Here is a 25,047-nt window from a genome sequence, read left to right on the forward strand (position 1 = left end):
TGGTGAGCGGGTTTCTTTTGCCTTTTTGAAGGTGAAGAAAATGCAGATTGGAAGTGTGACGACGCCCTTTGGGCGGCGACCGATGACGCTTGCCTTGGTGAAACGGCAAATCGAGTCGAGTGAGATCAAGCCAGGCAAGACGGCGGGCAAATGGAAGGTCTTTCGGGATGCTTCCGAGGCGAGGGAACTGCTTGGGCTGCAGGATCGCAGCCTGGCCGTGCTGGACGCCCTCCTAAGCTTTTACCCAGACAACGACTTGCGCCAAGACGCGCAGCTCATCGTTTTCCCGTCCAACACGCAATTGACGCTTCGGGCTCACGGGATCGCCGGTGCTACGCTTCGTAGACATCTGGCCCTGCTCGTCGAGGCTGGACTGATCGTGCGTAAGGACAGTGCGAATGGAAAGCGCTACGCCCGGAAGGACAAGGGGGGTGCGATCGATACCGCATTCGGCTTTGATCTGTCACCATTGCTCATGCGGGCGGATGAGCTTGCCATGATGGCGCAACAGGTCGTCGCAGATCGTTTCGCCCTCCGCCAGGCGAAGGAAAATTTGACGATATGCCGGCGCGACGTTCGAAAGCTCATATCTGCCGCAATCGAAGAAGGCGTGTCCGGCGATTGGGAAAGCATCGAAATGATTTACATCGGCCTCGTTGGCAGGATTCCGCGCTCTCCAACGCTCAGCGACGTGAATTCAATCCTGGACGAAATGGAGCTATTGCAGCAGGAGATCATCAACATCCTGGGAATGCAGCAAAAAGACGCAAATACTAGCACCAATGATGATCATAGTGAGCATCACATACAGAATTCAAAAACCGAATCCATCACTGAACTTGAACCTAGCTCCAGAAATAGCCATGGCGCAAAGTCGGTTGACGATGATCGGCCGAAACGGGAGCCAATGCGGAATTTTCCTCTTGGAATGGTGCTGCGGGCTTGTCCGGAAATCGCGATGTATGGGCCGGATGGTGCGATCGGAAGTTGGCGCGAAATGATGGCGGCGGCGGTCGTTGTCCGGTCAATGCTCGGTGTCAGCCCGTCAGCCTATCAGGAGGCCTGTGAGGTGATGGGGGCGGAGAATGCCGCCACGGCGATCGCCTGTATCCTTGAGCGAATTGGGCATATCAATTCGCCCGGGGGATATCTGCGAGACCTGACACGCAAAGCAGCACGTGGCGAATTTTCACTTGGCCCGGCGCTTATGGCGCTGCTTCGGGTCGATGACGATAGCAATCGCAGGACGGGATAGTTGGGTGCCAATGCTTGTGGTCGGCTGATCAAAACCCTGACAGCTGTCAGGGTTTTGATATCGACGGATGCTGGAGCGCGGAAGGGTAGATCAACTCGGCTGGCGGCTGCTGACATCATCCGACAAGGCAGCAATCGGTCCGGTGGGCAAGTTAAATGAAGTTCCTTGCCTGGTCCGAGCCGTGCACTGCTGGCCTTCGAGACCGCTTTAAAAATGAGGAAGAGCAATGCCGTCTGACACTCGATCTCCGCGCCTAGCTGTTCTGATTGATGCGGACAATGCATCCGCTAAAATCGCCGACGGGCTGTTCGAAGAGGTAGCCAAAATCGGGGAGGCGAGCGTGCGTCGCATTTACGGTCATTTTTCCGGCACGCGCTCCAAGGGTTGGGCGGACGTGTTCGCAAAGCACGCGATTATCCCGCAGCAGCAATTCGCGTATACGACGGGAAAAAATGCTTCCGATATCATTGGTCATCGATGCAATGGATTTGCTGCACAGCGGTCGGTTCGACGGCTTCTGCCTAGTGTCCTCGGACAGCGATTTTACGCGGCTTGCCGCCCGGATCCGTGAGCAGGGCGTCGATGTATTCGGCTTTGGCGAGCAGAAGACACCGGAAAGTTTTCGACAGGCCTGCCGGCGGTTCGTCTATACCGAAAACCTGCTTCCTGGCGCGATCAAGGACGAGCAGAATACGGTTTCCACCGACAAGCCGCTCCAGTCGGCAACATCGGCCGTGCCGCTGATCAAGAAGGTACTGTCCCAGGAGGATAGTGATGACGGCTGGGTCAACCTGGGCACCGTGGGCAAGCAGTTGTTGAACCTCGCACCGGATTTCGACCCGCGTACATTCGGCTTCCGAAAATTCAGCGATGTTATCCGCAAGACGAACCAGTTCGAGGTTCGCCAGGCCGAGGGCGGTCCGATCAGCATCCGGGTGAAACAACGAGGCAAAAAGTAGCACCATCTCGCCGCGATAGAGCGAGCAAGTACCGGGACAAGACCGTGAGTACGGCCTTTCCCCTGCGGCGAGAAGCGTCCATCAGTGCTGCCGCCAAGAAAAGTGTCGGCGTAACACGCTCCGGCAAGGCGATTGTTCAAAGGAAGACGTCATGGCGACGGGTACTGTGAAGTGGTTCAACGCAACGAAGGGCTTCGGGTTCATCAAGCCGGACGACGGCACGCCGATGTGTTCGCCCATATTTCAGTAGTGGAGCGGGCCCCTCAACGACGGCCAGAAAATTACATATGAGCTGGTAAAGGATCGCAAGTCCGGCAAGATATCTGCGGACAACCTGCAGGCCCGAGTCTATTTGCTATGTGAAGGGTCGGATGGACCAGGTTCGTCGGTCGATCTTTTTTGCAGGCCGAGATCTGTACGCGGTGCAAGCACGCATACTTCAACGTTCTGCGTCGCAGCATTACCTTCAGAGTGTTCAAGCGGTTCGCCTCCTGCCAAACCGTTTGGGTCCGACGAACACCATGCTGTCAGTCACTATCGGAGGTCTGGGCTTGTTCTTGCGCTGGCAGGACAACCGCCGCATCCGTCACTAGGATTTGGGACATCCTTATCGATCATTGGCTCACGAAGTCCCGCCAATCGTCTTGGTGGATCTGGTCATGGAGCCGGCCGGCGTCAAGGAGGCCATCGACGACTTTAATTTCGATGCTGCTGAGAGGATGCAGACCAGAAGCTTAGAGACATGAGCTGCTTCCCCGGTTCCCTCGTGATGCTCCAGCCGCGCCCGCTGAAGGCCGATCAACCTGACCGACTTCGAGCGAGCGAAGGTACAGAGGCTGCACGCACTTCCTTCTATCGTCCGCCGCCCGCCATTTTGTGACAGGAGGGAAGCATCCGGCGTCCATGAGGGGCAGACGCGCGGACTCAGCAAACGTGGCAATTGATCTGACGCTGTCGAATATTCCCCTCTTTGCGGGGAGCGCTGAAGGGGTAAAGGTGGCCACGCTGCAACGTAGACGTACTCCAACTCAATCTTGGTTCATCGCTCACCCCATCTCTCTCGGGGAAAGTGTTAGCAAAAATCGGCTGTCTGTAACCCACTTCTGATCGCTCGAGCCGGAAGCAGCCTTCAGAGCATACGCGTAGCGCGTCCGCTGTGCCGCGTGGCATTGTTGTAATAACTCGAGGCTTGCTGAACGGAGCGATGTCTCGACTGTTCCATCGCCTCGGGGAGCGGAATCCCACAGTTGGCAGTCTCGGTCAGCAAACCCCAGCGCAGACCATGCGCGGAAAACTCTCCACTGTCCAACCCAGCCATTTCTAGCCGCTGCTTGATGATCGCGTTGACCGACTGTGGATCAGTGGCGCTCCTCCTTGCGCGATTTATCGTCTTGAGTGCTATCAGCTCTATGATCTCGGTCCGAATTAGGCTGGTCAGCGGATCCTGGTTTGCGGAAAGCAGCGGGCTGGTTCCAGTCGCAAATCTGCGACTCGCGCAAATATTTTCCATATTTTTAAGACGGGCTGGCCGGCCTCTAGTGCGTGTCGCTGTACCCGTAGTTTGGGGTCAGGGCTGATGGCGACGCCGCGTTGCACGCCGATGGGGGGCGGCCGACGTTGAGTCGCACCCCCAATGGAGAACGCCTGCAACACATTGCCGGCAGCCTGTGATTCATTACATTTTTGTCACTAACCAAAGAATGTTTGACGACGTATGCGATAACTGCAACATTCCTGACGGAATATTAGCGAATGGCGGCATAAATCCGTCGTGACGGGATAACGGAACAGATGAAGACATACAGGCCATTAAGCGAAACCTCCGCTGCGAAGATTACACGCCAATCGCAGATGTTGTCAGCGAAGTTGCAGTCTCTTCGCACCGATTTGTATCCGCCGAAAGCGATGAAATCGTTGCGCACGTTTAAATCGCGCGACGTGGCCACCATGCTTGGGATCGCAGGATCTACCCTTCGACAGATGTCATTGGACGGCGAAGGTGCGATGCCAGAGAGGCTGGAGAATGGCCGCAGGAGCTACACGCTCGCCCAGGTCAATGAGATCCGGAGATACCTGGCGGTGAAGCGGCCCATGGAAGCTTTGGATTTCTTGCCGCGCCGGCGTCCCGGTGAGAAGTTGCAGGTTATCGCGGTTGCGAACTTCAAGGGCGGATCGGCCAAAACGACGACGACCGTTCATCTCGCCCACTATCTTGCGCTGGCGGGTCTGCGGGTGCTCGCGATCGATCTTGACCCGCAGGCATCCTTGTCGGCCATGTTCGGCTATCAGCCGGAGGTCGATGTCAGCGACAACGAGACCGTATATGCGGCGATTCGTTATGACGACGACAACCGCCGACCGATACGCGACGTCATTCGCAATACCTATTTTGACGGAATCGATCTCGTACCGGGCAACCTGGAGCTCATGGAATACGAGCATGTGACGCCGCAGGCGATCGCAAGCGGCGGCGGCCGCGGCGACGGGATCTTCTTCCGGCGGCTCGGCGCCGTCATAAACAGCGTCGAGGAAGACTATGATGTCGTCGTGATCGACTCGTCGCCGCAACTGGGCAATCTGACCCTGGGCGCGCTTTGTGCTGCGACCTCGCTGCTGATCACCGTTCAGCCGGCTATGATCGACGTTGCCAGCATGAACCAGTTCCTGGCGATGGTGAGCGATGTCATGCACGTCATCGAGGAGCGTGGCGGTATTCTGGAACACGATTTCATCCGATATGTCATCACCAGGCACAATCCGAACGACGTTCCGCAGGTGAACGTCGTCGCGCTTCTGCGCTCCCTGTTCGGCGAGGACGTGCTGGCGCCAGCGGTGGTGGAGACGACCGCAATCGCCAGCGCCGGCCTTGAGAAGAAGAGCCTTTACGAAATGGCGCATGGTTCGGTTGGTCGGGACACGCTTACGCGCGCCCTGGATTCCGTCGACGCGGTCAATCTCGAGATCTTCAACCACCTCAAATCGGTATGGGGACGGTTATGACAAATGCCAAAGAACGCTCCAGTCGGATGAAAAGTCTGTTCGCGAACGTCGATTCCGCGGAGCTTGCCAAGCAAATCTCAGCTGGGCCAGCGGTGAAAGTCGGATCTGGAGCCTTCAAATCGATGGACCGGGCCTTCGTTGCCGTCGAGGAGGAGAATGAACGCCTCCGCCTGCAATTGAGCGGCTCTGAAGCCATTGTCGAAATTGACTCCGCTCTTGTCGTTCCCTCCTTTGTCAGGGACCGCCTCGATATCGAGGGAGATCCGCAGTTCCAGGGTTTCGTTGATGGCATTCGGGAAAGGGCCAGAGGCTTCCCATCCTCGTTCGCACCTCCCCCGACAGGCAAGGCTACTTTCAGGTCGCTTACGGCCACAGGCGTTTGCGCGCCTGTCAGATCCTTGAACGGCCGGTGAAAGCCATCGTCCGCAATCTCTCCGACGATGAACTGGTGGTCGCTCAAGGTATCGAGAATACCGAACGCGCCAATCTCTCCTTCATCGAGCAGGCGTTCTTTGCCGCGACGCTCAAGGCGCGCGGCTTCCGGCGGGAGACGATCGCCGCCGCGCTCGGCAGGGCGGATGGCAAGCTGACCTACCTTTCGATGCTGATTGGAATCGCGGAACAGGTCCCCGCCGAACTGATCGGCAGAATTGGTCCGGCTCCCTCGATCGGCCGCCCGAAGTGGGAAAAGCTCGCCGCCCATTTCAAGGATGGGAAGGCTCCGGCCGCCGCCCAGGCGATCATCGATAGGGTGTCCTCGACGGCTGTATGGGCCGCTGCCACGAGCGATCAGCGCTTCGCTGCGCTGATGAGCGCGCTCGAACACAACGCGGCAAGAGGAAACCAGGGCGAAGAGGTCGACGTCGGCGGCGGCGCCGTGATCACCGCGAAATCTTCGCGTTCTTCAACGCTTATCACGATTCCGGAAAGCAAGGTGCCCGGCCTGTCGGCCTGGCTCGTCGAAAGGCTTCCGGCGCTGGTGGAGGAGTACCGAAAGCAAACGGGAGGAGGCGCCGATGGGGTAGGCTGATTCAGAAATAGGAAAGGGCCCACCGACGGCAATCGGCGAACCCTTGAAATCCTGGCCGACAGTACGAAAGCGTCCCATCGACATCAGCTCTTACACACTGATTCTATGACGGACCGCTGGCACAATCAACCCCTGCGTAACAGCCGGGAATGAAAAATTGCGCCCGTCTGCTGGCTTTCATCAACAAGAATCTCGATGGAGCCGCACGCCAAGGCGTTGCGGGCAGCTAGCTCATGACAGAAGAAACAGCAATCGCATCGTTCAGACGCGTCAGTCCGGCCATTCTCGCAAGCGCGCGGATGGCGATGGCCAACGACATACCGGACACCTCGAAGTCGGAGATCTCTCACCTGTTGAAAAAGGCAGCGCCGATTCTTGGGATCGACGGCGCGACCTATCATGCCCTGGACATTCTCCTTGGCCTCTCGGGCCCCGATGATTGGAAAGGAACCCGGCGACCGATCGTTGCCATCTCGAACGCCATGCTAGCCGAATATATGCGGCGCTCCGTGCGCACGGTGACACGTTGCCTGCGCAGGATCGTTGAGGCTGGAATCGCCGCCTACCGTGACAGTCCGACCGGCCGGCGTTTCGTGGATCGCGACAAAGGCGGGATGATTACCAGCGGCTTCGGGCTTGACTTCACACCAGCGCGCGTACGGCTGGAGGAGATCAAGGAGAGCGTCGAGAACTATCAGAGGGAACTCAAGGCCAGCAAGGATGCACGTCGCGCTGTCACGAGGCTACCCAGAGCAATCATCGATGCCTGCGAGGAGTTCCCGGAAAAGTCAGATATCTGGAGAAGCTCCGCGCAAGCAATCATCGATGGTGTGGCCAGCCGGGCAGAACAGGCAAGCGGTCTCGAATCACTCTACGCAGAGGTTCTTGAGTATGCGGAGCAACGCTTCCAGGAGCATGAAATGTCATCCGCGGGTGACACCAGCGTCACGTCCACTACTGATACAATCCCTAAAATCTTTTCTGATAGTAATGAACGGACCCGCTCTATCGAGCGAGACATAATTCCACCTGACGACGGCTCCGCCGCCGAAATGGCTTATGAAAATAAGCCTGAAGCGGCTGCGGGTGACATGCAAAACCGATTGCGGCAGGCAGAAAAGACGGCTGGTGATATACAGGGTGCCGTTCTTGCTGCTGTGTCGATTGGCTTGCTGCAGGTTGGGTGCCGCGCGGCACAGGAATGTGTCAGCGTGGAATTTCGCCGATGGTCCGATGTTGTCGGCGCGGCCGAAGTGATGCGGCGCATGATCGGCCTGTCGGAGGCTGCATGGGTGGACGCTGTAGGGAGGGTCGGCCGTACTGCTGCGTCTGTCATCTTGGCGACCGTGCTCGAAAAATCTTTGCGTGACTCGTACCTGATTGCAAAGCCCGGGGGCTATTTCCGTGCAATGGTCGACCGGTCGGTCGATGGAAGTCTTCACCTCTCAAAAAGCGTTTACGGTCTTGCGCAAAGCGAGATGAATACACGCGAGAGAAGGGCGAAAAGGTAACAGCTGTTACTCCGCCCTTAGGCTTGCGGAATGGATTAATCGCGACGAGCTTTGCGTTGAAGTCGCTGCAGAATAGATCGAGTTCAGGGGCGTCGTCTTGCCATCCGGTCGGATGGGCGGCAACGGGAGCGGGCGCAGACAGAAAGAGTGGTTGTTTCCTCGGGTATTCGTTTGCGCCTGAAGTCGATTGGATCGGATGTGGATGTTTTCTGCGGTTATCGACCAGGCGGTCCATGGCAACCCGGCCATCATCACTCGACACGGCAAAAAGGAAGCCGTGGTGCTTTCGTTCGAGGAGTATGAAAAGCTATCCCGCGTGCCAAGCTTTGGCCGTTTGTTGGCAGCGTTCCCCGGCAATGAGCCGGCCCGAGACGCTGATCTTTGATGTTCGTAGTCGATACGACCGTCATATCCGCGCTCGCCCCGTCCAAACGGCAAAGTTCCGCCCAGCTGGTCGAATGGCTCGACAAGGCAAGTTCGCAATTGTTTTTGTCGGTCATTTCAGCCGCTGAGGTCAAATCCGGGATCGCCAAAGCCGAGCGGGATGGCGCGACCGCCAAGGCACAGCGGCTAAAAGATTGGTGGGAGAGCATCGAATATCTCTACGCGCAGAAGCTGTTGTCGTTCGATCTGAGATGCGCGTGTGCTGATGGCCGGATTCTTGATGACCCTCGCGCCCACCAGCCGGGTTTTGAAGACATTGCGATAGCCGCCACGGCTAAAGTACATGGGTTGACGGTCTTGACTCGCAATATGCGCCATTTCAGGCCCTTGGGCGTTCAAGTACTCGATCCGTTCGAGGCATTGCCGGAGTTATAGGGGAGGGGGCTTTCTCTGGAAGTCCGGCAGCTCAAGTGAGATTGGTCAGGAGACGAGGAGTTCTCCGTCGTACCGAGTTCATCCTGGTTTAAAGCAGCCGCGCCGCGCGACCACTGCGCCTGGTCGCGTTGTTATAGTAGCTTGCTGCCTGTTGCACGGATCGGTGGCGCGACTGCTCCATCGCCTCGGGAAGGGGAATGCCGCGATTGGCCGCTTCCGTCAGATATCCCGATCGGATCCCGTGTGCAGAAAACTCCCCCGGCTCCAACCCGGCCATCTCCGCCCGCTGCTTGATGATCGCGTTGACCGACTGCGGATCGAGCGCCCGCCGCGACACCGTGCCCCAGCGCCCGATCGCCCGAAACACGCTGCCCTTCTCGATTTTGGCGGCCGCCAGCCAGGCGTTGAGCGCCTCGACAGGTCGGCCGGTCAGATAGACCACCTCATCCTGTTCGCCATCGGACGTCTTGGTGCGGCCAAGATGAATGGCGAGAGAGGGGAGGGGAGAGCCGCCGGGCACCTCGATCGGCGCCTCGACAGACAGCTGTTCGACGCGCAATCCGGCGATTTCGCTGCGCCGGCGGCCGCCGGAGCCGAAGGCGACCATCAGGATCGCCCGGTCACGAAGATCAGGCAGACTATCGGTCGCGCAAGTCGCCAGCAGTTTTGCCAGCACGTCGCCGGTCACCGCCTTGGCGCTCTTGCGGCGGCGCTGTCTCGGGACGGCGCGCACAGCCAGACGAATGGCAGACTTGAGGGCAGGGGAGGCGAAGGCGCCATTCAGGCCACGCCACTTTGTCAGGGTCGACCAGCTGGCCAGCCGCCGGCGCACCGTATCCGGCGCGTGCGGGCCAACGGATTTCAGAAAGCCTTGGCGCCGGAGGTTGTCGTCGACGTCATCCGGCATGCCATGATCGGGGTCGTTCGCACGTTTCTCCGGATCCCACAGATGGTGTGCGACGAATTTGAGCAGCAGCGCCTCGGGTGCCGGCCAGTGCAGCGACCGGCCGGTCGCGGCCAATCCCCAGGCTTCGAGATAGGCGAGATCGGAGGTGAGAGCCCGCAGGGTATTGTCTCCCATGCCCTGATTGACGAGGTGGCGTAACGTCTCGACATCCTGGTCTGTCAGCAGCTCGGCGAGCTCGTCGCGGCGCTCCATCGGCAGCACGGACGCGATGGTGTCGAGTTCTTCGGCGCGGCGCGCGACAGCACTCAGGGATGTTTTGGCTTTGGCCACGATCGCTCCAAAATCACTGGATTCGGTGGCCTTCACGGCCGTGATTTGCGCCGATTCTCACCAATTTGCGCCGCGAAATCAACAACCATCGATAATGAAGACTTATCGGATGTGAGCGACCGCGGATACATTTATCAGAAGTACCGAACCGTAATGCGCATATAGCTTTCGTTTAACGAATCATTTACCATAAATTCAATGTTTTATGAACTCACAAAATTGCCCATCCAGAGCCTGCTGCGGCCGATCTCCGAGGCAGCGGTCTCTCTTGCCCGTCTCGACGAGCGCATTGCCCGCTCTCCCGTCGGCGAGGGCTTTCTCGAGCGCTCGCATTTCCTCGAGGCGCATGCCTCGCTCTGGGTCGATGGCGAACTCGTCCATCTCGAAGACCTCGTCCTGCATGACTCGCTCCGGGATATCCGCGCACCGACCCACGAACTCACCATCGCCCGCGACATCCTGAAAACCCGACGCCGCATCGCAGCCCATCCGCCCGCTTGGGCTCTCTCTGCTCAAGGCCTCGCTTCGCTGCGCGGGCAGGCGTGGCCTGCAGCATCATTGGGTGGAGACGGGGAGGGGGTGCGGGATGGGAGCGTTGAGGTGAGCGACGCTTGGGCCGAGGTAAGGGAAGTCGAAGATCCTGACAATGACAGGCTGGGCGATGCGTTTGCCGCGATCGATGCGGTGCTAGCCCGTTCCGAGGCCGCGATCGAGGAGGCGAAGAAGCCGCCGGGCCGAGTAAAGAGCACTCCGGACAAGGATCCGTTCGTTTACGACCTCGGCTGGCACGAGGACGAGCGGCTGGCGGAGTGGCAGGCGGTGGTGGCTCGGTCCCAGGATCTGCCGCCGGTCCTGCAGGCCATCGTGGCGCTCGATGCCTGGAACGAGATCGCCGTCCTCCAGCACGCCCCCTGGCTCGGTCGGCTGCTGGCCGCCGCGATCCTGCGCGAGGGCGGCGTTACCACCGGCAGCCATCTCGTCGGCATCAATCTCGGGCTCAAGGCGGTTCCCGTCGATCGGCGCCGGCATCGTGATCGCGAGACGCGGTTGCTGGCGATATCGAGGGCGCTCACGATTGCTGCGCAGACGGGGCTCAAGGAGCATGACCGGTTGGTGCTGGCGCGGCAGATGATGATGCGCAAGCTGGAGGGGCGGCGAACGTCGTCCAGGCTGCCAGAGCTGGTCGAGTTGGTCATGGCGCGGCCGCTGATCTCGGCTGGCATGGTGGCGAAGACGCTTGAGGTGACGCCTCAAGGCGCGCGGCGGATCGTGCAGGAACTGGGGCTTCGCGAGATGACGGGCAGGGGGAGGTTTCGGGCGTGGGGAGTGGTGTAGTGGCGCAGTCTCGGTTGAGGGCTCACCGGCCCTTGATATGTCAGGATTTCGTCAAATAAGTAACCGCACCGTTGCAAACTCAATTGCGCTCGGATAGTCCAAAAACGTTAGAGTTATATTCAACTTTTGTTTGCAAATCTGGTCTTATGTTGCCTCGCGATTACAGACTGCACGAGCTAAATGAGGACGAGTTCGAAAGACTCGTCGTCCGCATTTGCGTGCGTTGGCTCGGCGAGGGTGTAACGCCTTTTGCACGTGGACGGGACGGCGGCCGAGACGGAAAATTCCACGGGACCGCCAACACCTTTCCAAGCACGGCTTCACCGCTGTCTGGGCATTTCGTCCTGCAGGCCAAGCATATCGCTGCGCCAAACAAATCATGCTCCGATCCTGATTTCGCAGGGCTACTCGCGAAGGAACACGAGAAGATCAAACGCCTTAATGGTGAGGGCATCTGTGATCACTACCTCGTTTTCTCCAACCGAAAATATACGGGCGGCGCGGATGAGAAATACATGAAGGATCTCAAGGCGCTTGGTGTGACATCCGCACACATTATTGGTGTCGAGCGTCTTCACCTAGCTCTCGACGATTATCCTGATATTCGCGAAACACTGCCGAATTTGCTCGATCCTTCGCCATTTCGCTTCAATCCAGACGATCTGGCTGAGGTAATCGGGGCGCTCCATTCCTACACCAAGGACGACGGGCGAAGCGCCTTCGAGAGCGCCTTCGACTTTGAGAAGTTGAAAATGCCGTTGAAAAACAAGCTCAACGGGGTTTCAGACGAGTATTATGGCCAAGTAATCGTTGCACAATCCATGCCGCATTTCGACCGAGTGGCGCAATTCCTACAAAATCCGAGGAACGACGAGTTCGCAGCGCTGTATCACGATGCCGCCGACGAGCTGAAGCAGAAGATCATCGCAAAGCGCGCCCAGTTCGGAGCGTTCGACGACATCTTCCTATTCATGTATGAGCAAATTCAGCAGAAACGCGACGTTTTGAAGGGCAAGCGACGCCTCATTTCGATCCTGCTGCACTATATGTATTTCAATTGCGATATCGGGATCAAGCAGCTGGAGGAAAACGAAGATGTCGTCCATGCTGACGCCTAAGAAGCACCTGAACCTCGATACCTCGCTGCTGCGCGTGTTCTCGCTTGTCCTAAAGGAGCTGCAAAAGCGCGGTGTTTGCGAGTTCGAGAAGCTGCGCGGTGTTGTCATCCGGCGGGTTGGGCCGGATGGGGAACTTTCGTTCCTCCCCGCTCTCGACCTGCTGTTTTTGCTCGGTAAGGCAGAGTACCACATCAAGAACGACACTCTCGAATACAAGGCCGATTGACAATGCAAATCAGTCGCCTTTACTCGAACTTGCCTGACATTCTTTCACCTATTGGGTTCAATCATGGAGCCAATGGCGATCGGCTGAACATCGTGCTCGGCGAGGTCAAACATCCCAAGGATCGAAAGAAAGATTCGCATAATCTCGGCAAGACGACGCTATTGCAGCTGATCGACTTCCTTATGTTGAAGGGATGGTCGCAGGACAGCTTTCTCTACAAACATCGGGATCGTTTCGCCGATTTTGTTTTTTATCTCGAGATCGCGTTGAACGGTGGTGGGTATGCCACGATTAGGCGTAGTGTTGCTGCACCCACGCGCGTCGCCTTTTCCCGTCATGAAGATCCCGATCAAAATTTTGACGGCGCTGCCGACGACGTCTGGGACCATCCAGATTTGCCGATCGATGAAGCGATCAAGCTTCTTGACGCATGGCTGGATCTGCGTGCGCTTCAACCTTACGACTACAGAAAGGCGATCACCTACTTCCTGCGCTCTCAGGGCGACTGGAGTGATGAACTGCAGCTGCAGAAGTTCCAGGCCGGGCGTGATCTTCATTGGAAGCCGTTTGTTGCTCATCTTTTTGGCTTCAATCAGAATCCGATCACCCGAAAATACGAGCTGGACGAACGCATTGCGAAACTCCAGGAAAAGCAGGCTGAACAGCAGTCTGAGGTCCAGTTCAAAGAAGAGGACCTTCCCAAACTGACGGCGGAACTCGGGGTCCTCCATCAGCATGTCGAGGATTTGGAGGGGCAGCTCGATGCCTTTCGCTTCGACGATGAAGAACGTCGGATAATGCGCGATCTCGTCGACACCATTGAGGACGAGATCGCCTCGCTCAATCAGCAGATCTACGATGCACGATACGATATTGGCCAGATCGACAGCTCTCTCAGCCATAAGGACAAGTTCGATCTGGGCGAAGTTCAATCGATCTTTGATGAAGCAAAGCTTCATTTTCCGACGCAGCTCAAAAAGCAGTATGGCGAGCTCGTGGAGTTTAAGAAGAAGGTCACCCAAGAGCGAAATGCCGCCTTGCGTAAGCGCCGCAAGGAGCTTGAGGTCGCGCTATCGGCTGCCGAAGATCAAAAGACGTTGCTTGATGCTCGGAGAGTCGAGCGTCTGAAGGTTCTTCGCTCAACGGACACCTTCGAAAAGTTCAAGGCATTGCAGAAGGACGTGACGCAACAGAAGGCGCAGCTTGTATATCTTGGCGAGCAACGGAAAAAACTTGAAGCTGTGGCGGAAACTGCGAGGCAGGTCCGCGAGGCAGAGCGTGATCGTGGTCGGGTCGTTGACGAGATCAAGGCTATGCTAGAAAAGCCGACGGTGATCTATGAGCGCTTCGCCAGGATTTTTAACGAATACTGTCAAAAAGTGCTCAACCATGAAGGCATCTTCTTCTTTCACATCAACTCTAACAACAATCTTGACTACAAGATCAGCCTGGGTCTTGCCGGGCAAAAGGGCGTTGCCTCCAGCCAAGGCGAGGGTACCAGCTACAAGAAGCTGATCTGCGCCTTGTTCGACCTGGCGCTCCTGCGCGTTTACGAGGACATTCCGTTCTTTCATTTCGTGTATCACGACGGAATGTTTGAAGCTCTCGACGATCGAAAGAAGCTGGCATTCCTCGAGCTTGTCCGCGAGCAGATCAGCCACCGAAAGCTTCAATATATCATGACAGTCATCGCGTCTGACCTGCCTCGCGATTCCAAGGGTAAGCTCGTTGCATTCGCAGATGACGAGATAGTTCTTCGACTGGACGATAGCGGACAAGCTGGACGGCTGTTCAAGATGGCCGAATTCTGACGTCAGTCTCACTGATGATCACAGCGGAGCCGGGGCGGCGAGGGGTATGATAATGGCCGGCTGACTCTTAGGGGCGAAGAGATATGCTACCGCCTGTTGGGGCCAGAACAAGAGCAGTCCGAAATCGTACGTTAAGGGCGAACGGAATGAGAACTTATGCGACCCACCGCAGCCCGGCTGGCAGACGGAGCGATCGAAATCCGTTCGGCATCTGATGTTCGGCATCCCAGGTGTAGATGCCGGTAAGGTTGATATGCTCCCAACTGAGCGGCGAGATGTGCTTCAACAGAGTATCAGGAATATCTCGACCCGCTCGCTTCAGCTGTGTGATTGCACGGTCGAGATAGACGGTATTCCAATGGACGATCGCACTGACGACGAGGTTGAGACCCGAGGCGCGGAACGCCTGGCTTTCGAACGACCGGTCGCGGATCTCGCCTCGCTCGTGGAAAAAGACAGCGCGTTTCAGCTTATGGGCGGCCTCGCCCTTGTTGAGACCGGCTTGGCATCTCCGCCGTAGTGCCGGGCTTGAGTACCATTCGATCATGAAGAGCGACCTTTCGATACGCCCGAGTTCGCGGAGCGCCCTCGCGAGATGGCTTTGCTTCGGAGATGCGGACAGTTTCTTGAGTATTGTAGACGGCACCACGGACCGCGTCGTGATCGACGCGGCGAGATGGAGTAGATCGTCCCAATGATCGAGGATAAGAGTGGTGTTGATCTGCGCCCCGATATGGTTCGACAGGGTCGGATATGCGTCGCTCTTCTCGAACGTGTGGAACTTCCGGTCTTTGAGATTGCGCAGTCGCGGTGAGAACCGCTTTCCGATCAATGCGAACAGCCCGAAGATATGATCACTGGCCCCGCCTGTGTCGGTAAAGTGTTCATGGATGTCGAGGACCGTGTCCTGATCGAAGAGCCCATCGAGCACATAGGCCGCCTCGCTCTCGGTCGGACTGATGGGCAAAATGCTGAAGTAGCCGTACTGATCAGACAGATGGCTATAGAATTTCGATCCGGGTTCATTGCCGTAATGCAAGTTGATTTCGCCGCGCTTTGCAGCTCGGTCGCTCGCACGGAAGAATTGGCCATCGGACGATGACGTTGTGCCATTGCCCCACAGGCGGGAATGCGGATGCTGGGTGTGGGCATCGGTGATGCACGCTTGTGCCGCGCGGTAGGTCTCCGATCGAGCATGGAATGTGCGCATCCACCCAATCTGGTGAGCGCTGATGCCCTTGGATGCGCCAGCCATTCGCTTCGGCCCAAGATTGGTCGCATCGGCCAGTACACCAGCGAGCATGGCAGAAACATTTTTCGGGACGTCGCCGGTGCGAACATGCGTGAAGTGATCCGCAAAACCGGTCCATTCATGCACTTCCCTTAACAAGTCGGGAACCTCGACCAACGGATACATGTCGCTGATCTCGGCATTCAGTTCCTCGGCTGCCACGGGGACTTCACCGACGGTTGGTGTGACGATCAACGTTCCGGCCTCAAGACGAACTCCTTCGAGCTTTCCGGATCGTGCTCTGTGCGCCAGACGCTGCAGGTTGAACTCGAGCATCTGACGCGCTTCGGCAAGCCACTGCGCGCCATCAGCTTGGACCCCCAATCCGAGACGATCCTCCTCCTTCATCGTGATGAATGCCGACCGCGGCATCAGATGCTCGTCAATCGGACGGAAAGATCGGCTGCCGTCGACCCAAATGTCCGCAGATCTGAGCCGGTCTCGCAAAACCGCTAGCGTGGCGATCTCGTAGAGACGGCGATCAGGTTTCCCTTGTTCGAAGATAAGCCGTCGATCAGTTTGGCTGAGGTGGGTGAGCGGCACGCGATCCGGGAGTGTTCGCCGCTTCTCCGCATAAAGCCGTTTCAGCAGCGCAATTGCTGCGAGAAGCGGGTCGTGGCGATGCGCCGAGCGGAACGTGAAGGCCTGAAGGAACGCACCAATGTATTTGTGGACGGTCGCATATTGCTCGGCTGCCACGGTCAATGGCGGTGCCTCGTTGTCGTCGACCATCGACTCAAGCTCAGGCTTCATCCGAAGCAGCCGGTCCCAGCCAACTCTTTGGTCGAGAACATCCAATGCGTTCCGACCATAGTCGTTGGCGGATTGCAGTGCGGTGATCGTATCTAGAAACATGCGCAGCGCTTTGGCGGTATTCGCTCTGCAGTCCATCTGTCGCTGCTTCTTTCGATTGTTGGCTTGCGAGAACAACTTGCCCATCAGCTTGATGAACATCGTCACCGCATCGTCCGTGAGCTTCTGGCAAAGCTTGATGACTTGAGCCACGATCAGAGCGTGGCGACGGCTGGCGTTGAAGTCGCTGGCAAGCCAGGCCGGCGTTGCGTTGCCCTCCCGTATCATCTGGTCCCACCGCCCAGATGATACGCGCGCCTGCAGTGCCGGATCGATCTCCAGCCGCCGCAGAAAAGCTATCCGCTCGGTCAGCCCGACGAGGTTCGACGCAGCCGGCGCTTCTGGCGCGGAACGCAGCCAATGAAAGCGCGTCTGGCCGATCGACGGGTCAACCTCTAAGAACCTATCCAGTGATTGAAGCCTATCGAGTGGGATGTCTTCAATCAAAGTTCTTTCTGCCTGTCGGCGGGCTATGGCACGGCCGGCAAGGCCGATGCGTTCGATCGTGTCGATCGCCGGCAAAAGAGCTCCGCGTTCGCGAAACGTTGCGACAAGCGAACTGGCTATCGCAGCACCGTCGTCGGACATGGTCGCCGCTTGAATTGCCGCCAACAGCGCGGCGCGGCGATCTTGCACCGTCGCGCTTCTCGTATCCAGATAGACCATTAGTCGCGCCGTGTGATCCCGACGGGTTTCTTCGCGGCGTGCATAGAGGGCAAATTCGTCTGGGGTGGCGCCGACCTGATCAGCAACATACTTCAGCATGGCGCGAGGCGGAGTTTCTTCTGCTCCAAGCACTCGACCCGGGTATCGCATCAGACATAGCTGGATGGCAAAGCCGAGCCGATTGTGATTACGTCTCCGCAGTTCGATCTCCAGGCGATCCGCTAATGACAACGAATAGTGGCGAATTAAGCTGTCCTCGTCGACTGGGATATCGACAAGCTTCCGGCGATCTTGATCTTTGAGAAGCTTGCGCTTTGCCATCGCCCGACTCCATTCATGACCAATCTGCGTGAAGCGTTGTCGAGTCGGGCCGGACAGAGAAATCAAAACTGGCGCATGTCGATGGCAATCCACAGAGATCGGATGTTGCACATCCGAACTACGACATCGTTCCCGTTCCGTTCGGCCCTAGCGTACGATTTCGGACTGCTCTTGTTCTGGCCCCGTCATCGGAGCCCGGAACGACTCCGTTCGACCGTCATCCCAGTCCCAGCCGACCGCCGCGACGAAACGGCGAACGCTCGTTACCCGGGGGCATCGTAATCGCAACGACTATTCACTTACGCGCTATCGGGTCCACGGTTTCCAAGGGTACCCGTGGGAGTTCTTGAGCCGGTTCTAGCATTTTTGGTTGTCCACGATGATCGGATGTTCTTCAGCGCACACCAAGTTGCGCTGTGTAACTGCAATCTGGGTACTGCGTGCACCCCATAAAGCGGTCTCCGGTCTTGCTCTTTCTTTCGATGACATGCCCGACATGGCATGTTGGACATTGAGGCAGCGCCTCGCCGTCAATTGTCTCCAGTCGGAAGTTGCCACCGGCGATGTTTGCCAACTCGTGAATGTAACGTGATGGCTGCCGATCGTTCATCAGCAGGAAGACACCTCGGCTTGCCCGCGTTAGCGCGACGTAAAACAAACGCCGTTCCTCAGCGTATTCGAAGGTCTCTGGCTGCGGCATGACGAGGTTTAGAAGCTCGTCATCTTCAATTCGGCTGGGAACACCATATTCACCCTCGCTGACATCTAGCAGGATTGTGTAATCCGCCTCCAGCCCCTTCGCGCGATGAAATGACAAACCCGATACCTCGATGTTTTCAAACCGGGGGAGCCCGCCGGCAAACGGATCAAGCAGGTTATACCGCCAAAGCACCATGACCTTCAGCCGGGCAGCGCTGCTCGTGCGCCATTGGCTTGCGATCCCGCCGAGAAACCGGTCAAGCCGGTCCAGGAGCCGCAGGCTGGCCTTACCGAAGTCGGGCTTGCCTTGCTCGCCCGTTATCGGAATTGCTCTGATGGATCGCGCAATCGCCGGTCTGGCCGAGCGAACTGCCTTTCTCAGCTGAGCGGGGTTTCGCTGTATGAAGTTTGCGGCAGCATCGGCGATCACCTGATTGCATCGGTAGGTCGTCTCGAGCCTGCCTTGCCAGCTTGCGCCGAAATTTTCCTCGAACTGCGTGAATATGCTGATATCAGAGCCGGCAAAGCGATAAATCGATTGCCAGTCGTCTCCGACCGCAAAGATCTTCGAGAATGGCTTCTGGTGCTTCAGTGCTTTAATCAGATTGGCGCGGGAATCTGAGATATCTTGGAATTCGTCGACGAGGATGAGGGAGTAGGGGCTCTTATACCGGGCCTCCTCCACCAAACGGGTCGCGTTGGCGATCATGGCATCGAAGTCGATACGCTGGTCGTCTTCGAGCTTCTTCGCGTAGGCCTCGGTAATTTTCGAGATTGCCTGTGCGAACGTCTTGGCACGCTTCTTGTCGTGAAGGGAATTTGCGCGCTCAAGGAGCATTTCCAAAGTCAGATCGCCAGCACGGATATGCTTGATGCAGATGGCGATCAGCTTCTGGAAGTGTTTGATGACGATCGGTTCGACCGCCTTCAAGATTTCCTCAAGGCTGCGCTGACGGAATTGAATTTCTCGTTTGGAAAGCTCGGCCTCAAGCTGAAGGAGAAGCGTTCCATCGTTTGCCTGAGCTGATTTTGTCGTGAAGACGTCCAACTCTGCGCGGCTATAGGCAGCTAATTTGCTATCGGCATGTTCTACGTAGTCGGCAAATGGCGAGGAACCGTCGCTATCGATTGCGAGATGCTCATGGATGGTATTGCTTGCCGGGTAATAGAAATCGGGATGCACATGCCTGATCGTCCCGTCTTCGCCTTCCGTGGCGATCTGGCGCTCGTATTGGAACTCGACCGTATTGAGCCACAGCCAGTTCGCTATGGTCTGCTCCTGCAGTGATTTGACGTAGACCCCGCCGAGTGCGCCAATCGACGCATCACGACCACGACGGCGCGCTGAGATGTAGCGGTGATAGTCCGCATTGCTGTCAAAAACGGACGCTGGAATATCGGCTTGCGGATATAGCACGAGAAGGTCAATCCAGACCTTGGCAAAGCCCGCGTCCGATTGCATCAAGTCTTCGATGATCTTTGCGATGACCCGTGCTTCGCCAGTAGGGTGGTCCACCCAATTCGCCAATTGCGGTGGCCTGGCCTCCACCAGTTCGATGATACCCCGACCGAGAGCGTGGAACGTCGTGACCTTGCACTGCAGATCCGCTGGCTGGACGCCAAGCTGCTGCGCAATTCGTTCCCTCAGCTCTTCAGCTGCGGCCCGATTGTAGGCGAGGACAAGGATTTCCTCCGGTTGATACAGTCCCTTGTCCAGCACATAAGCGACCTTGCCGACCATCGTCGCCGACTTGCCTGACCCTGCGGACGCGATGAGGAGATTGCTGTCCTCAAGGCGAATACAGGACTCCCTCTGTTGGTCGGACAATGATCGGCCATCGAGATCGTCAAAGAAGGGGGCGTATCTGGTGAGCTCGGTCGCAACAAATTCATTATTGTACTGATGGCGCCGGTCGGGGTCGGTCAGGAAAAACAGGGACCGTGGAAGATCGGCTTCCATGGCCGCGGTTAAGCCGTCGGCGTCGAACAAGGGATGGGAGAGTGCTGCGGCGGCCGGGCCAGAAACACTCGCGATGGCTTGCGCCAGATCTGCCTGTGCGAGGTATTGCCGCTTCCCCTCGATCAATGGCTCGAGTTTCGCATCGACCTCTTTCAAAACCTCTTGATCCGACCGGATCAGTTCGAGCAGGTAGCGATTGATGAACCTGTGAAGGTCCGTCGCGAGCCGAGTAGCGGCGTCCTCGCCGAGGCACGACAGAGTTTCGACATGACTGCATGTGCGGATTTCGACCGTGTGCCAAAGCAGCGCCTTTTTGATACCGATGGCGGTAATGTCCAGGCATAGCAGTTCGGCCCGCGTTCCGGTGTGGAGTTCGACGGAAGCCGAGGTCGCCGTCGGTAGCCGGAGCTTCCATCTGCCGGAGGGAAACAGACGGGCGAAAAGGCCGGGCCGATAGGTGGTGTAGCGGTTGAAAATCACGGGTCGGCCATCGCGCGAGTTGTCATTTCAGTTGGCTTCCCGCGATCATGGACGCTTTTCTCAGCCGCTGGCATTGGCCTTTTCTTGGATTTTTACGCATCGAGAGAGGAGTTCGTCGAAGGTCTCGGCCTCATCGAGAAGAAGGCCGTCTTCAAGCATCCGCGAGTAGTCCTGTTCGAGAGCTGTCCTCCCTGCGCCGGAGGGCGTCAGCTGCAGGCCCCTGCCCACAGCCGCTTCATAGTCAATCGGCGTTTTGTCAGCCGCCTTCTCAGCGAAAAACATCGATTTATGCTGCGCCACCGACTTTGCCAGCTCGCGATCAGCGATTGCGCTGTCGGCGACGCCTATATCGTCAAGACGAACGATGTCGTGCCAGTGGCGTGAAAAGCGCTCCCCGCGGAGGCGTTCCTGCAGGCAGAAGACGTGAATTGCTGTCGCCTTTTCCCAGAACGTGCATTCGGCATGCATGACCCGCGGTCGCGCGTTGGGAAATTCGATGCCATCGACAAGGCCGGCAGCGTCGCATGAAATGTCGCGAACGCTTGCCGGTTCGCCGGTCGATCGAGCCCCAAACTCCAGCATCACGCTTGGAGCGACATAGCCGGATCCTCCACTAATTGCCTCGTAGTCGATGAAGAGCCTGTCGGCTTCGACCCGGACGGTGGCTGGAAGCGACTGGGCGCTGAGCGCATCGGCAACGAGCGGGCGCACGGTCTCGGATACCCAGACCGGCAAACGCTTGCGGACTTCGCTCGACCAGCGCTTTTCTTCGCTTCTGGTTTTCGGCAATGCCTGCTCGTTCTCGCCCACAAGATCATGAGCGAGCGTGCGGATATCGTAGGTCAGGTCTACATCTTCCGAAAACCTACGGATGGCGTTGTAGGCTTTCGAGAGGGACGTGCCGCCCTTGAAGACAAGGTGGTCGCCAAGCGCCGTTCCGTAAAGGGTCTGCAGTGCCCACACGACCCACGCGTCCTTTTCCAGGAGGTGGATAGGCCGCCTGGCTTTCTCCGCTGCGATCGCAAGGACTTCGCGTCGATCTTCTCGGGACAGTCGTAAAAACTGTTCAGCCATGAGCGGCCTTTCCTACACTGCGGGCAAGCCAGCTGGGAAACTGAGGGGCGGCGGCAACGAGTTCGCCGAACGCCTCTGCGGAGAGCTTCCGCTTGATGCTCGGAAGAGCCTCGTCGGCCTTTTCCGGACCGAGCCAGGCCAGCGCGCGGACAGCCAGGCCGGCAGGCTTGTTCGCCAAGGCAAGCTGCCAACGTGGCACGTGCTTCAACTCGACCGTCTGGCTGCCGACAGTCATGGTTCGGCTGCGACCGGATGTGAAGTATATGGACCGGATCGGCACCTGACTGGAAAGCCCGAGTGAGTTTGCAGCCGCAGCGCCATTCGAAACGATCACCTCGCCACGCTGGTGCGCAACGGCTTCGACGGCTTGCTCGACCGTCGGCGGCCGGCTTCCGAAGCGGCTCTTGATCGCCTTGAGATAGATCCCACGACCGGCCCGGACGAGCTCGCCGCGTTCATATAGGCGCGACAGAGCCTGGTCTACCGCAGCACGGTTTCCCAAATGCAGGAAGGCCTTTGCGGACAGCGCCGTTCCCTCGGGCAGCTGTTCGGCATAGGCCATGATCTGTCTTGTCAGTCGTTGCATGGCAATCTCCTGTCAGAAATATATGCAGTTTTCTGACAGTTTGCAATGTGATGTGTCCTGCCTTTCCTCTTCGACGGAGGTCTGGATAGGAAAATTTTCATTTTTCTCCTTTCCTAATTGTCAGGATATATCCATGTTTTTCTTCGTGAATCGTGTCCAGACGTCCAATTCCTGACCGGGAGCACCGGTATCCGCCCGCGTGACCTTTTTAATTTCCGAGAGAAAAAGGAACATCGCCGTCCTTTCGAACATAAAAACCTGAAAACAAGAGCCTGAGGAGGTCCGTGAACGATGTCGCGCGCCCACAATCCTCGCGTTCTCGAGGACCTGAAAGAGAATTACTCACCTCGAAGGATCGGCAAGCCGCAAGGCCGTGGTCCTTCCTTTCGGTGTGGCCGAGATCAATCGGCCCCTGCCCGGCGGTGGGCCTGCCTTACCGAGTAATACTCCCGGGTTGATCGCATCACACGTCGATTCCACGCTCGAGCAGCACTTCCTCAACTTCACGCAGACCAAGGTTGAACCGCAAATAAAGCCAGACCGAGTGAGAACGATCCGTGGCGGAAAACGGTGATGTTTGAAGCTGATATCTCGTGTCTGCATCACCGAAATTTACGCCCAACCCGTCAGGCAGACAACCGAAGCCCAGTTAACGTGACAATATACCGGCAGCGCTGTCCCATCAAAGCAGAGCTGATGCGCATGTAAACCTTTGCTCGGAGCCATCTCGTAGGCCGACGGGCAACCATCGTCTATTCCGAGATGCGGGCGGCCCTCCAGACCGTGCATCCATGAACGCTCCATCCAGCCTCCACGGGACCTGAACCTACTCAGTACATACAGACGCCAACGAGGAGACGCCAATGATGGCTTGTGCCGACGAGACCAACGAAGGGGACATCCACACAGCTCGGGCGGGCCACCCACCGAAAGTACAGTCCCATAGCCCGGTTCAGCTTTTGGCCGTGTTTGCCTGTTGGCGCAAGGAGCCTTCCACGCGATCTGCTAGGGTGGCCAACGCCGACGTTCTAGGGGGCCTTCGTAGGGGACGGATAAACTTCTCAGCAACAGCCGGAAGCGCAAGGACACGTGTGCGCAACTTCCAAACGCCTGATCTGGCGTGGCCAGCGCAAAGCCCAGGCAAATTAAGATCATGTCCGCCCAGTAAAAAAGCCAGGTCTCAGATCAGTTGGATCAACGCCATTGAGCTCGTTAATGAAAGTTGGAGATGACCGAATGAGACATACCTTCCCTTCAAAGCTAACCATCGGCATCTTTGATCACTTAGACGACGACGGTCGCGACATCGCACAACAGTACTCAGACCGCCTGACGTTAGCCGAGACGTGCGATCGGCTCGGTTTTTATGCATATCACCTCGCGGAGCACCATTGTACCCCGCACGGGAGAGGCGCATCGTCGAATTTGTTCTTGTCGAGCGTCGCACAGCGCACTCGGCAGCTTCGTGTCGGCCCCTTGGTCATGTTGCTCAGCCTTTGTCATCCGCTACGCGCGTTTGAAGAGATCTGTACGCTGGACCAGTTGAGCGCTGGTAGGCTCGAGCTTGGCATAGGGCGCGGCTCTCTCCCGATCGAATTGAGTTACTTCGGGATTGGTGCAGACGCGGTGCCGGAGCGCTACTTCGAAGCCTGCGAAATCCTCATGAAGGCAATGAAGGGGGGCACACTATCCTACCGAGGCTACCATTTTGAGCTGAACAATGTCCCTTTGACGCTGCGGCCTCATCAGCGTCCACATCCGCCTACATGGATCGCCACCAACCGGCCCGAGTCTGCTGCTTGGGCCGCTGCGAACGGCGCAAACATCGCGTGCCAAGGACCCGCGTCTGTTGTTCGCAAAATTACTGATGCCTTCCGTTCCGAGCGAGTGCACAACACTGGCGCGGACGACCCAGTGCCTTTTCTCGGATTGCTCCGAATGGTAGTGGTCGGACGTTCTGCCGCGCATGCCCATTCACTCGCGGCACCTGCCTACGGCCGATGGGTCAAGAACTTCAAATTCCTGTACGATCTCAACTCGATCGCCGTTCCGCCAAACTTGCCGCTGACCTTAGATGCCGCAATCGAGAGCGAGTTGTGCGTAGTAGGGACGGCAGCTCTTGTGCGCCGGGCTCTCCTCGAGCAGTTGGAAGAGGCGGGCGCCAACTACCTTCTTTGTCAACTTGCGTTTGGAGATCTGCCACTGGAGGCCTCCCAGTACACCGCCCTGGCCATTCAGTCCGTCCTTATGGATCTAAGCTGATTGAACGCGTAAAGCCGTCCGGAATTGCGGCTCCATTGCCGTATCGTTTCGTAAGGCACGACAATGTCGCGCTCCAACAGCATTTTCTCGACCAGCCGCAGGCTCAAGGGGAACCGGAAGTACAGCCAGATCGCACGGGCGATGATCTGCGGTGGAAAGCGGTGGTTCTTGATAACTGAGAGTCAGCGATTTCATCTCAGCCCCTCATGAGGCTATGACCCAGAAAAGGACCATGACGCCGGCACGGACAAACAGGCTTGACTAAGCCCCGCAGCGGGGGAGCGCGCTAGCAGCTAACTACGGCGTTTGCCGGATACAGTGGTCAAGGACATCCACAGAGGAAAAACTAGCAACTGCGGTGTTGCAAGAAAGCGGCCTAAGGGCGTGCGGTTGTCCCAAATTGTACTACTGAACCACAACCTGCGAAGGTCGACGTTGCCTACGATGCTATCCTGCGTCTCGACAGTTACGGCCGTGTACCGGGGCAGCATCTTAGGGAACAGGATCTCGGCTCGGTGTCTCGGGTGCCAGCCGAGCAATAGAAGGCTCATGCCA

The 25,047-nt window shown here is 57.6% G+C and carries 16 protein-coding genes and 6 pseudogenes; 14 read left to right on the top strand and 8 right to left on the bottom strand.

The annotated features are described in order from the left end of the window. Window positions 1-40: 40 nt before the first annotated feature. The 4 genes and pseudogenes from repC (J2J98_RS27245) to J2J98_RS27255 all read left to right on the top strand — a co-directional run. Window positions 41-1,255: a plasmid replication protein RepC gene (gene repC, locus J2J98_RS27245; protein ID WP_207603848.1), complete on the top strand. Its 1,215-nt coding sequence runs from the start codon at window positions 41-43 to the stop codon at window positions 1,253-1,255. Window positions 1,256-1,481: 226 nt separating this feature from the next. Then, window positions 1,482-1,848 (top strand): annotated as a pseudogene (locus J2J98_RS30545) (NYN domain-containing protein); the annotation flags it as partial. Between the two features lie 207 nt (window positions 1,849-2,055). Continuing rightward, window positions 2,056-2,214: an OST-HTH/LOTUS domain-containing protein gene (locus J2J98_RS30550; RefSeq protein ID WP_246569486.1), complete on the top strand. Its 159-nt coding sequence runs from the start codon at window positions 2,056-2,058 to the stop codon at window positions 2,212-2,214. A gap of 151 nt (window positions 2,215-2,365) precedes the next feature. Next, window positions 2,366-2,557, top strand: a pseudogene (locus tag J2J98_RS27255) (cold-shock protein); the annotation flags it as partial. 786 nt (window positions 2,558-3,343) lie between these two features. On the opposite strand, the pseudogene J2J98_RS27260 reads toward J2J98_RS27255, so the two are convergent. Next, a pseudogene (locus J2J98_RS27260) lies at window positions 3,344-3,586 on the bottom strand (tyrosine-type recombinase/integrase); the annotation flags it as partial. 419 nt (window positions 3,587-4,005) lie between these two features. On the opposite strand from J2J98_RS27260, the gene repA reads away from it, so the two are divergent. The 5 genes and pseudogenes from repA (at window position 4,006) to J2J98_RS27285 (ending at window position 8,574) form a co-directional block, all read left to right on the top strand. Then, complete coding sequence (gene repA, locus J2J98_RS27265; RefSeq protein WP_207603849.1) at window positions 4,006-5,214, top strand: plasmid partitioning protein RepA; 1,209 nt, start codon at window positions 4,006-4,008, stop codon at window positions 5,212-5,214. Continuing rightward, a pseudogene (repB, locus tag J2J98_RS27270) lies at window positions 5,199-6,239 on the top strand (plasmid partitioning protein RepB). Before repA ends, repB begins: the two are co-directional and overlap by 16 nt. A gap of 238 nt (window positions 6,240-6,477) precedes the next feature. Next, window positions 6,478-7,755: a plasmid replication protein RepC gene (gene repC / locus J2J98_RS27275; RefSeq protein ID WP_207603850.1), complete on the top strand. Its 1,278-nt coding sequence runs from the start codon at window positions 6,478-6,480 to the stop codon at window positions 7,753-7,755. A gap of 196 nt (window positions 7,756-7,951) precedes the next feature. Then, the gene (locus J2J98_RS27280; protein ID WP_207603851.1) at window positions 7,952-8,140 is read left to right on the top strand and encodes a type II toxin-antitoxin system Phd/YefM family antitoxin; all 189 of its coding nucleotides are present in this window, start codon (window positions 7,952-7,954) and stop codon (window positions 8,138-8,140) included. Then, window positions 8,140-8,574: a type II toxin-antitoxin system VapC family toxin gene (locus tag J2J98_RS27285; protein WP_207603852.1), complete on the top strand. Its 435-nt coding sequence runs from the start codon at window positions 8,140-8,142 to the stop codon at window positions 8,572-8,574. Before J2J98_RS27280 ends, J2J98_RS27285 begins: the two co-directional genes overlap by 1 nt. A gap of 88 nt (window positions 8,575-8,662) precedes the next feature. On the opposite strand, the gene J2J98_RS27290 is transcribed toward J2J98_RS27285, so the two are convergent. Continuing rightward, window positions 8,663-9,811, bottom strand: a complete 1,149-nt coding sequence (locus J2J98_RS27290; RefSeq protein WP_207603853.1) for a tyrosine-type recombinase/integrase — start codon at window positions 9,809-9,811, stop codon at window positions 8,663-8,665. A gap of 189 nt (window positions 9,812-10,000) precedes the next feature. Here J2J98_RS27290 and J2J98_RS27295 point away from each other — a divergent pair, with 189 nt between their 5' ends. The 4 genes from J2J98_RS27295 to J2J98_RS27310 all read left to right on the top strand — a co-directional run bounded on the left by J2J98_RS27295 (window position 10,001) and on the right by J2J98_RS27310 (window position 14,301). Next, window positions 10,001-11,146 (top strand): RHE_PE00001 family protein, encoded by a 1,146-nt coding sequence (locus J2J98_RS27295; RefSeq protein WP_246569487.1) that lies wholly within the window; start codon window positions 10,001-10,003, stop codon window positions 11,144-11,146. Window positions 11,147-11,292: 146 nt separating this feature from the next. Continuing rightward, a complete protein-coding gene (locus J2J98_RS27300) occupies window positions 11,293-12,264 on the top strand; it encodes an ABC-three component system protein (protein ID WP_207603855.1) in 972 nt (323 codons plus the stop codon). Further along, entirely contained in the window at window positions 12,242-12,490 is a 249-nt protein-coding gene (locus tag J2J98_RS27305; RefSeq protein WP_012478041.1) for an ABC-three component system middle component 8, read from the top strand. The genes J2J98_RS27300 and J2J98_RS27305 overlap by 23 nt, the downstream gene beginning before the upstream one ends. Before the next feature lie 2 nt (window positions 12,491-12,492). Beyond that, window positions 12,493-14,301, top strand: coding sequence for a DUF2326 domain-containing protein (locus J2J98_RS27310; RefSeq protein WP_207603856.1), 1,809 nt, complete (start codon window positions 12,493-12,495; stop codon window positions 14,299-14,301). Window positions 14,302-14,455: 154 nt separating this feature from the next. Here J2J98_RS27310 and J2J98_RS27315 read toward each other — a convergent pair whose 3' ends face one another. The 5 genes and pseudogenes from J2J98_RS27315 to J2J98_RS30560 all read right to left on the bottom strand — a co-directional run. Continuing rightward, the gene (locus J2J98_RS27315; protein WP_207603857.1) at window positions 14,456-17,431 is read right to left on the bottom strand and encodes a Tn3 family transposase; all 2,976 of its coding nucleotides are present in this window, start codon (window positions 17,429-17,431) and stop codon (window positions 14,456-14,458) included. Between the two features lie 394 nt (window positions 17,432-17,825). After that, window positions 17,826-20,570: a UvrD-helicase domain-containing protein gene (locus J2J98_RS27320; RefSeq protein WP_207603858.1), complete on the bottom strand. Its 2,745-nt coding sequence runs from the start codon at window positions 20,568-20,570 to the stop codon at window positions 17,826-17,828. Window positions 20,571-20,630: 60 nt separating this feature from the next. Next, the gene (locus J2J98_RS27325) at window positions 20,631-21,644 is read right to left on the bottom strand and encodes a nucleotidyl transferase AbiEii/AbiGii toxin family protein (RefSeq protein ID WP_207603859.1); all 1,014 of its coding nucleotides are present in this window, start codon (window positions 21,642-21,644) and stop codon (window positions 20,631-20,633) included. Beyond that, window positions 21,637-22,230: a DUF6088 family protein gene (locus tag J2J98_RS27330; RefSeq protein ID WP_207603860.1), complete on the bottom strand. Its 594-nt coding sequence runs from the start codon at window positions 22,228-22,230 to the stop codon at window positions 21,637-21,639. The genes J2J98_RS27325 and J2J98_RS27330 overlap by 8 nt, the downstream gene beginning before the upstream one ends. Before the next feature lie 466 nt (window positions 22,231-22,696). Further along, window positions 22,697-22,833, bottom strand: a pseudogene (locus J2J98_RS30560) (IS6 family transposase); the annotation flags it as partial. Between the two features lie 633 nt (window positions 22,834-23,466). On the opposite strand from J2J98_RS30560, the gene J2J98_RS27335 reads away from it, so the two are divergent. Then, entirely contained in the window at window positions 23,467-24,492 is a 1,026-nt protein-coding gene (locus J2J98_RS27335; protein WP_207603861.1) for an LLM class flavin-dependent oxidoreductase, read from the top strand. Window positions 24,493-24,497: 5 nt separating this feature from the next. On the opposite strand, the pseudogene J2J98_RS27340 reads toward J2J98_RS27335, so the two are convergent. Further along, a pseudogene (locus J2J98_RS27340) lies at window positions 24,498-24,682 on the bottom strand (IS6 family transposase); the annotation flags it as partial. Window positions 24,683-25,047: the final 365 nt, after the last annotated feature.

The organism is Rhizobium bangladeshense, assembly GCF_017357245.1.
Classification (GTDB): Bacteria; Pseudomonadota; Alphaproteobacteria; order Rhizobiales; family Rhizobiaceae; genus Rhizobium; species Rhizobium bangladeshense.

Bases quoted from the DNA above. Each gene is read 5' to 3' on its own strand.
- repC (WP_207603848.1), top strand. From the start codon at position 41: ATGCAGATTGGAAGTGTGACGACGCCCTTTGGGCGGCGACCGATGACG.
- repA (WP_207603849.1), top strand. From the start codon at position 4,006: ATGAAGACATACAGGCCATTAAGCGAAACCTCCGCTGCGAAGATTACA.
- repC (WP_207603850.1), top strand. From the start codon at position 6,478: ATGACAGAAGAAACAGCAATCGCATCGTTCAGACGCGTCAGTCCGGCC.
- J2J98_RS27280 (WP_207603851.1), top strand. From the start codon at position 7,952: ATGTGGATGTTTTCTGCGGTTATCGACCAGGCGGTCCATGGCAACCCG.
- J2J98_RS27285 (WP_207603852.1), top strand. From the start codon at position 8,140: ATGTTCGTAGTCGATACGACCGTCATATCCGCGCTCGCCCCGTCCAAA.
- J2J98_RS27300 (WP_207603855.1), top strand. From the start codon at position 11,293: ATGTTGCCTCGCGATTACAGACTGCACGAGCTAAATGAGGACGAGTTC.
- J2J98_RS27305 (WP_012478041.1), top strand. From the start codon at position 12,242: ATGTCGTCCATGCTGACGCCTAAGAAGCACCTGAACCTCGATACCTCG.
- J2J98_RS27310 (WP_207603856.1), top strand. From the start codon at position 12,493: ATGCAAATCAGTCGCCTTTACTCGAACTTGCCTGACATTCTTTCACCT.
- J2J98_RS27315 (WP_207603857.1), bottom strand. From the start codon at position 17,431: ATGGCAAAGCGCAAGCTTCTCAAAGATCAAGATCGCCGGAAGCTTGTC.
- J2J98_RS27325 (WP_207603859.1), bottom strand. From the start codon at position 21,644: ATGGCTGAACAGTTTTTACGACTGTCCCGAGAAGATCGACGCGAAGTC.
- J2J98_RS27330 (WP_207603860.1), bottom strand. From the start codon at position 22,230: ATGCAACGACTGACAAGACAGATCATGGCCTATGCCGAACAGCTGCCC.
- J2J98_RS27335 (WP_207603861.1), top strand. From the start codon at position 23,467: ATGAGACATACCTTCCCTTCAAAGCTAACCATCGGCATCTTTGATCAC.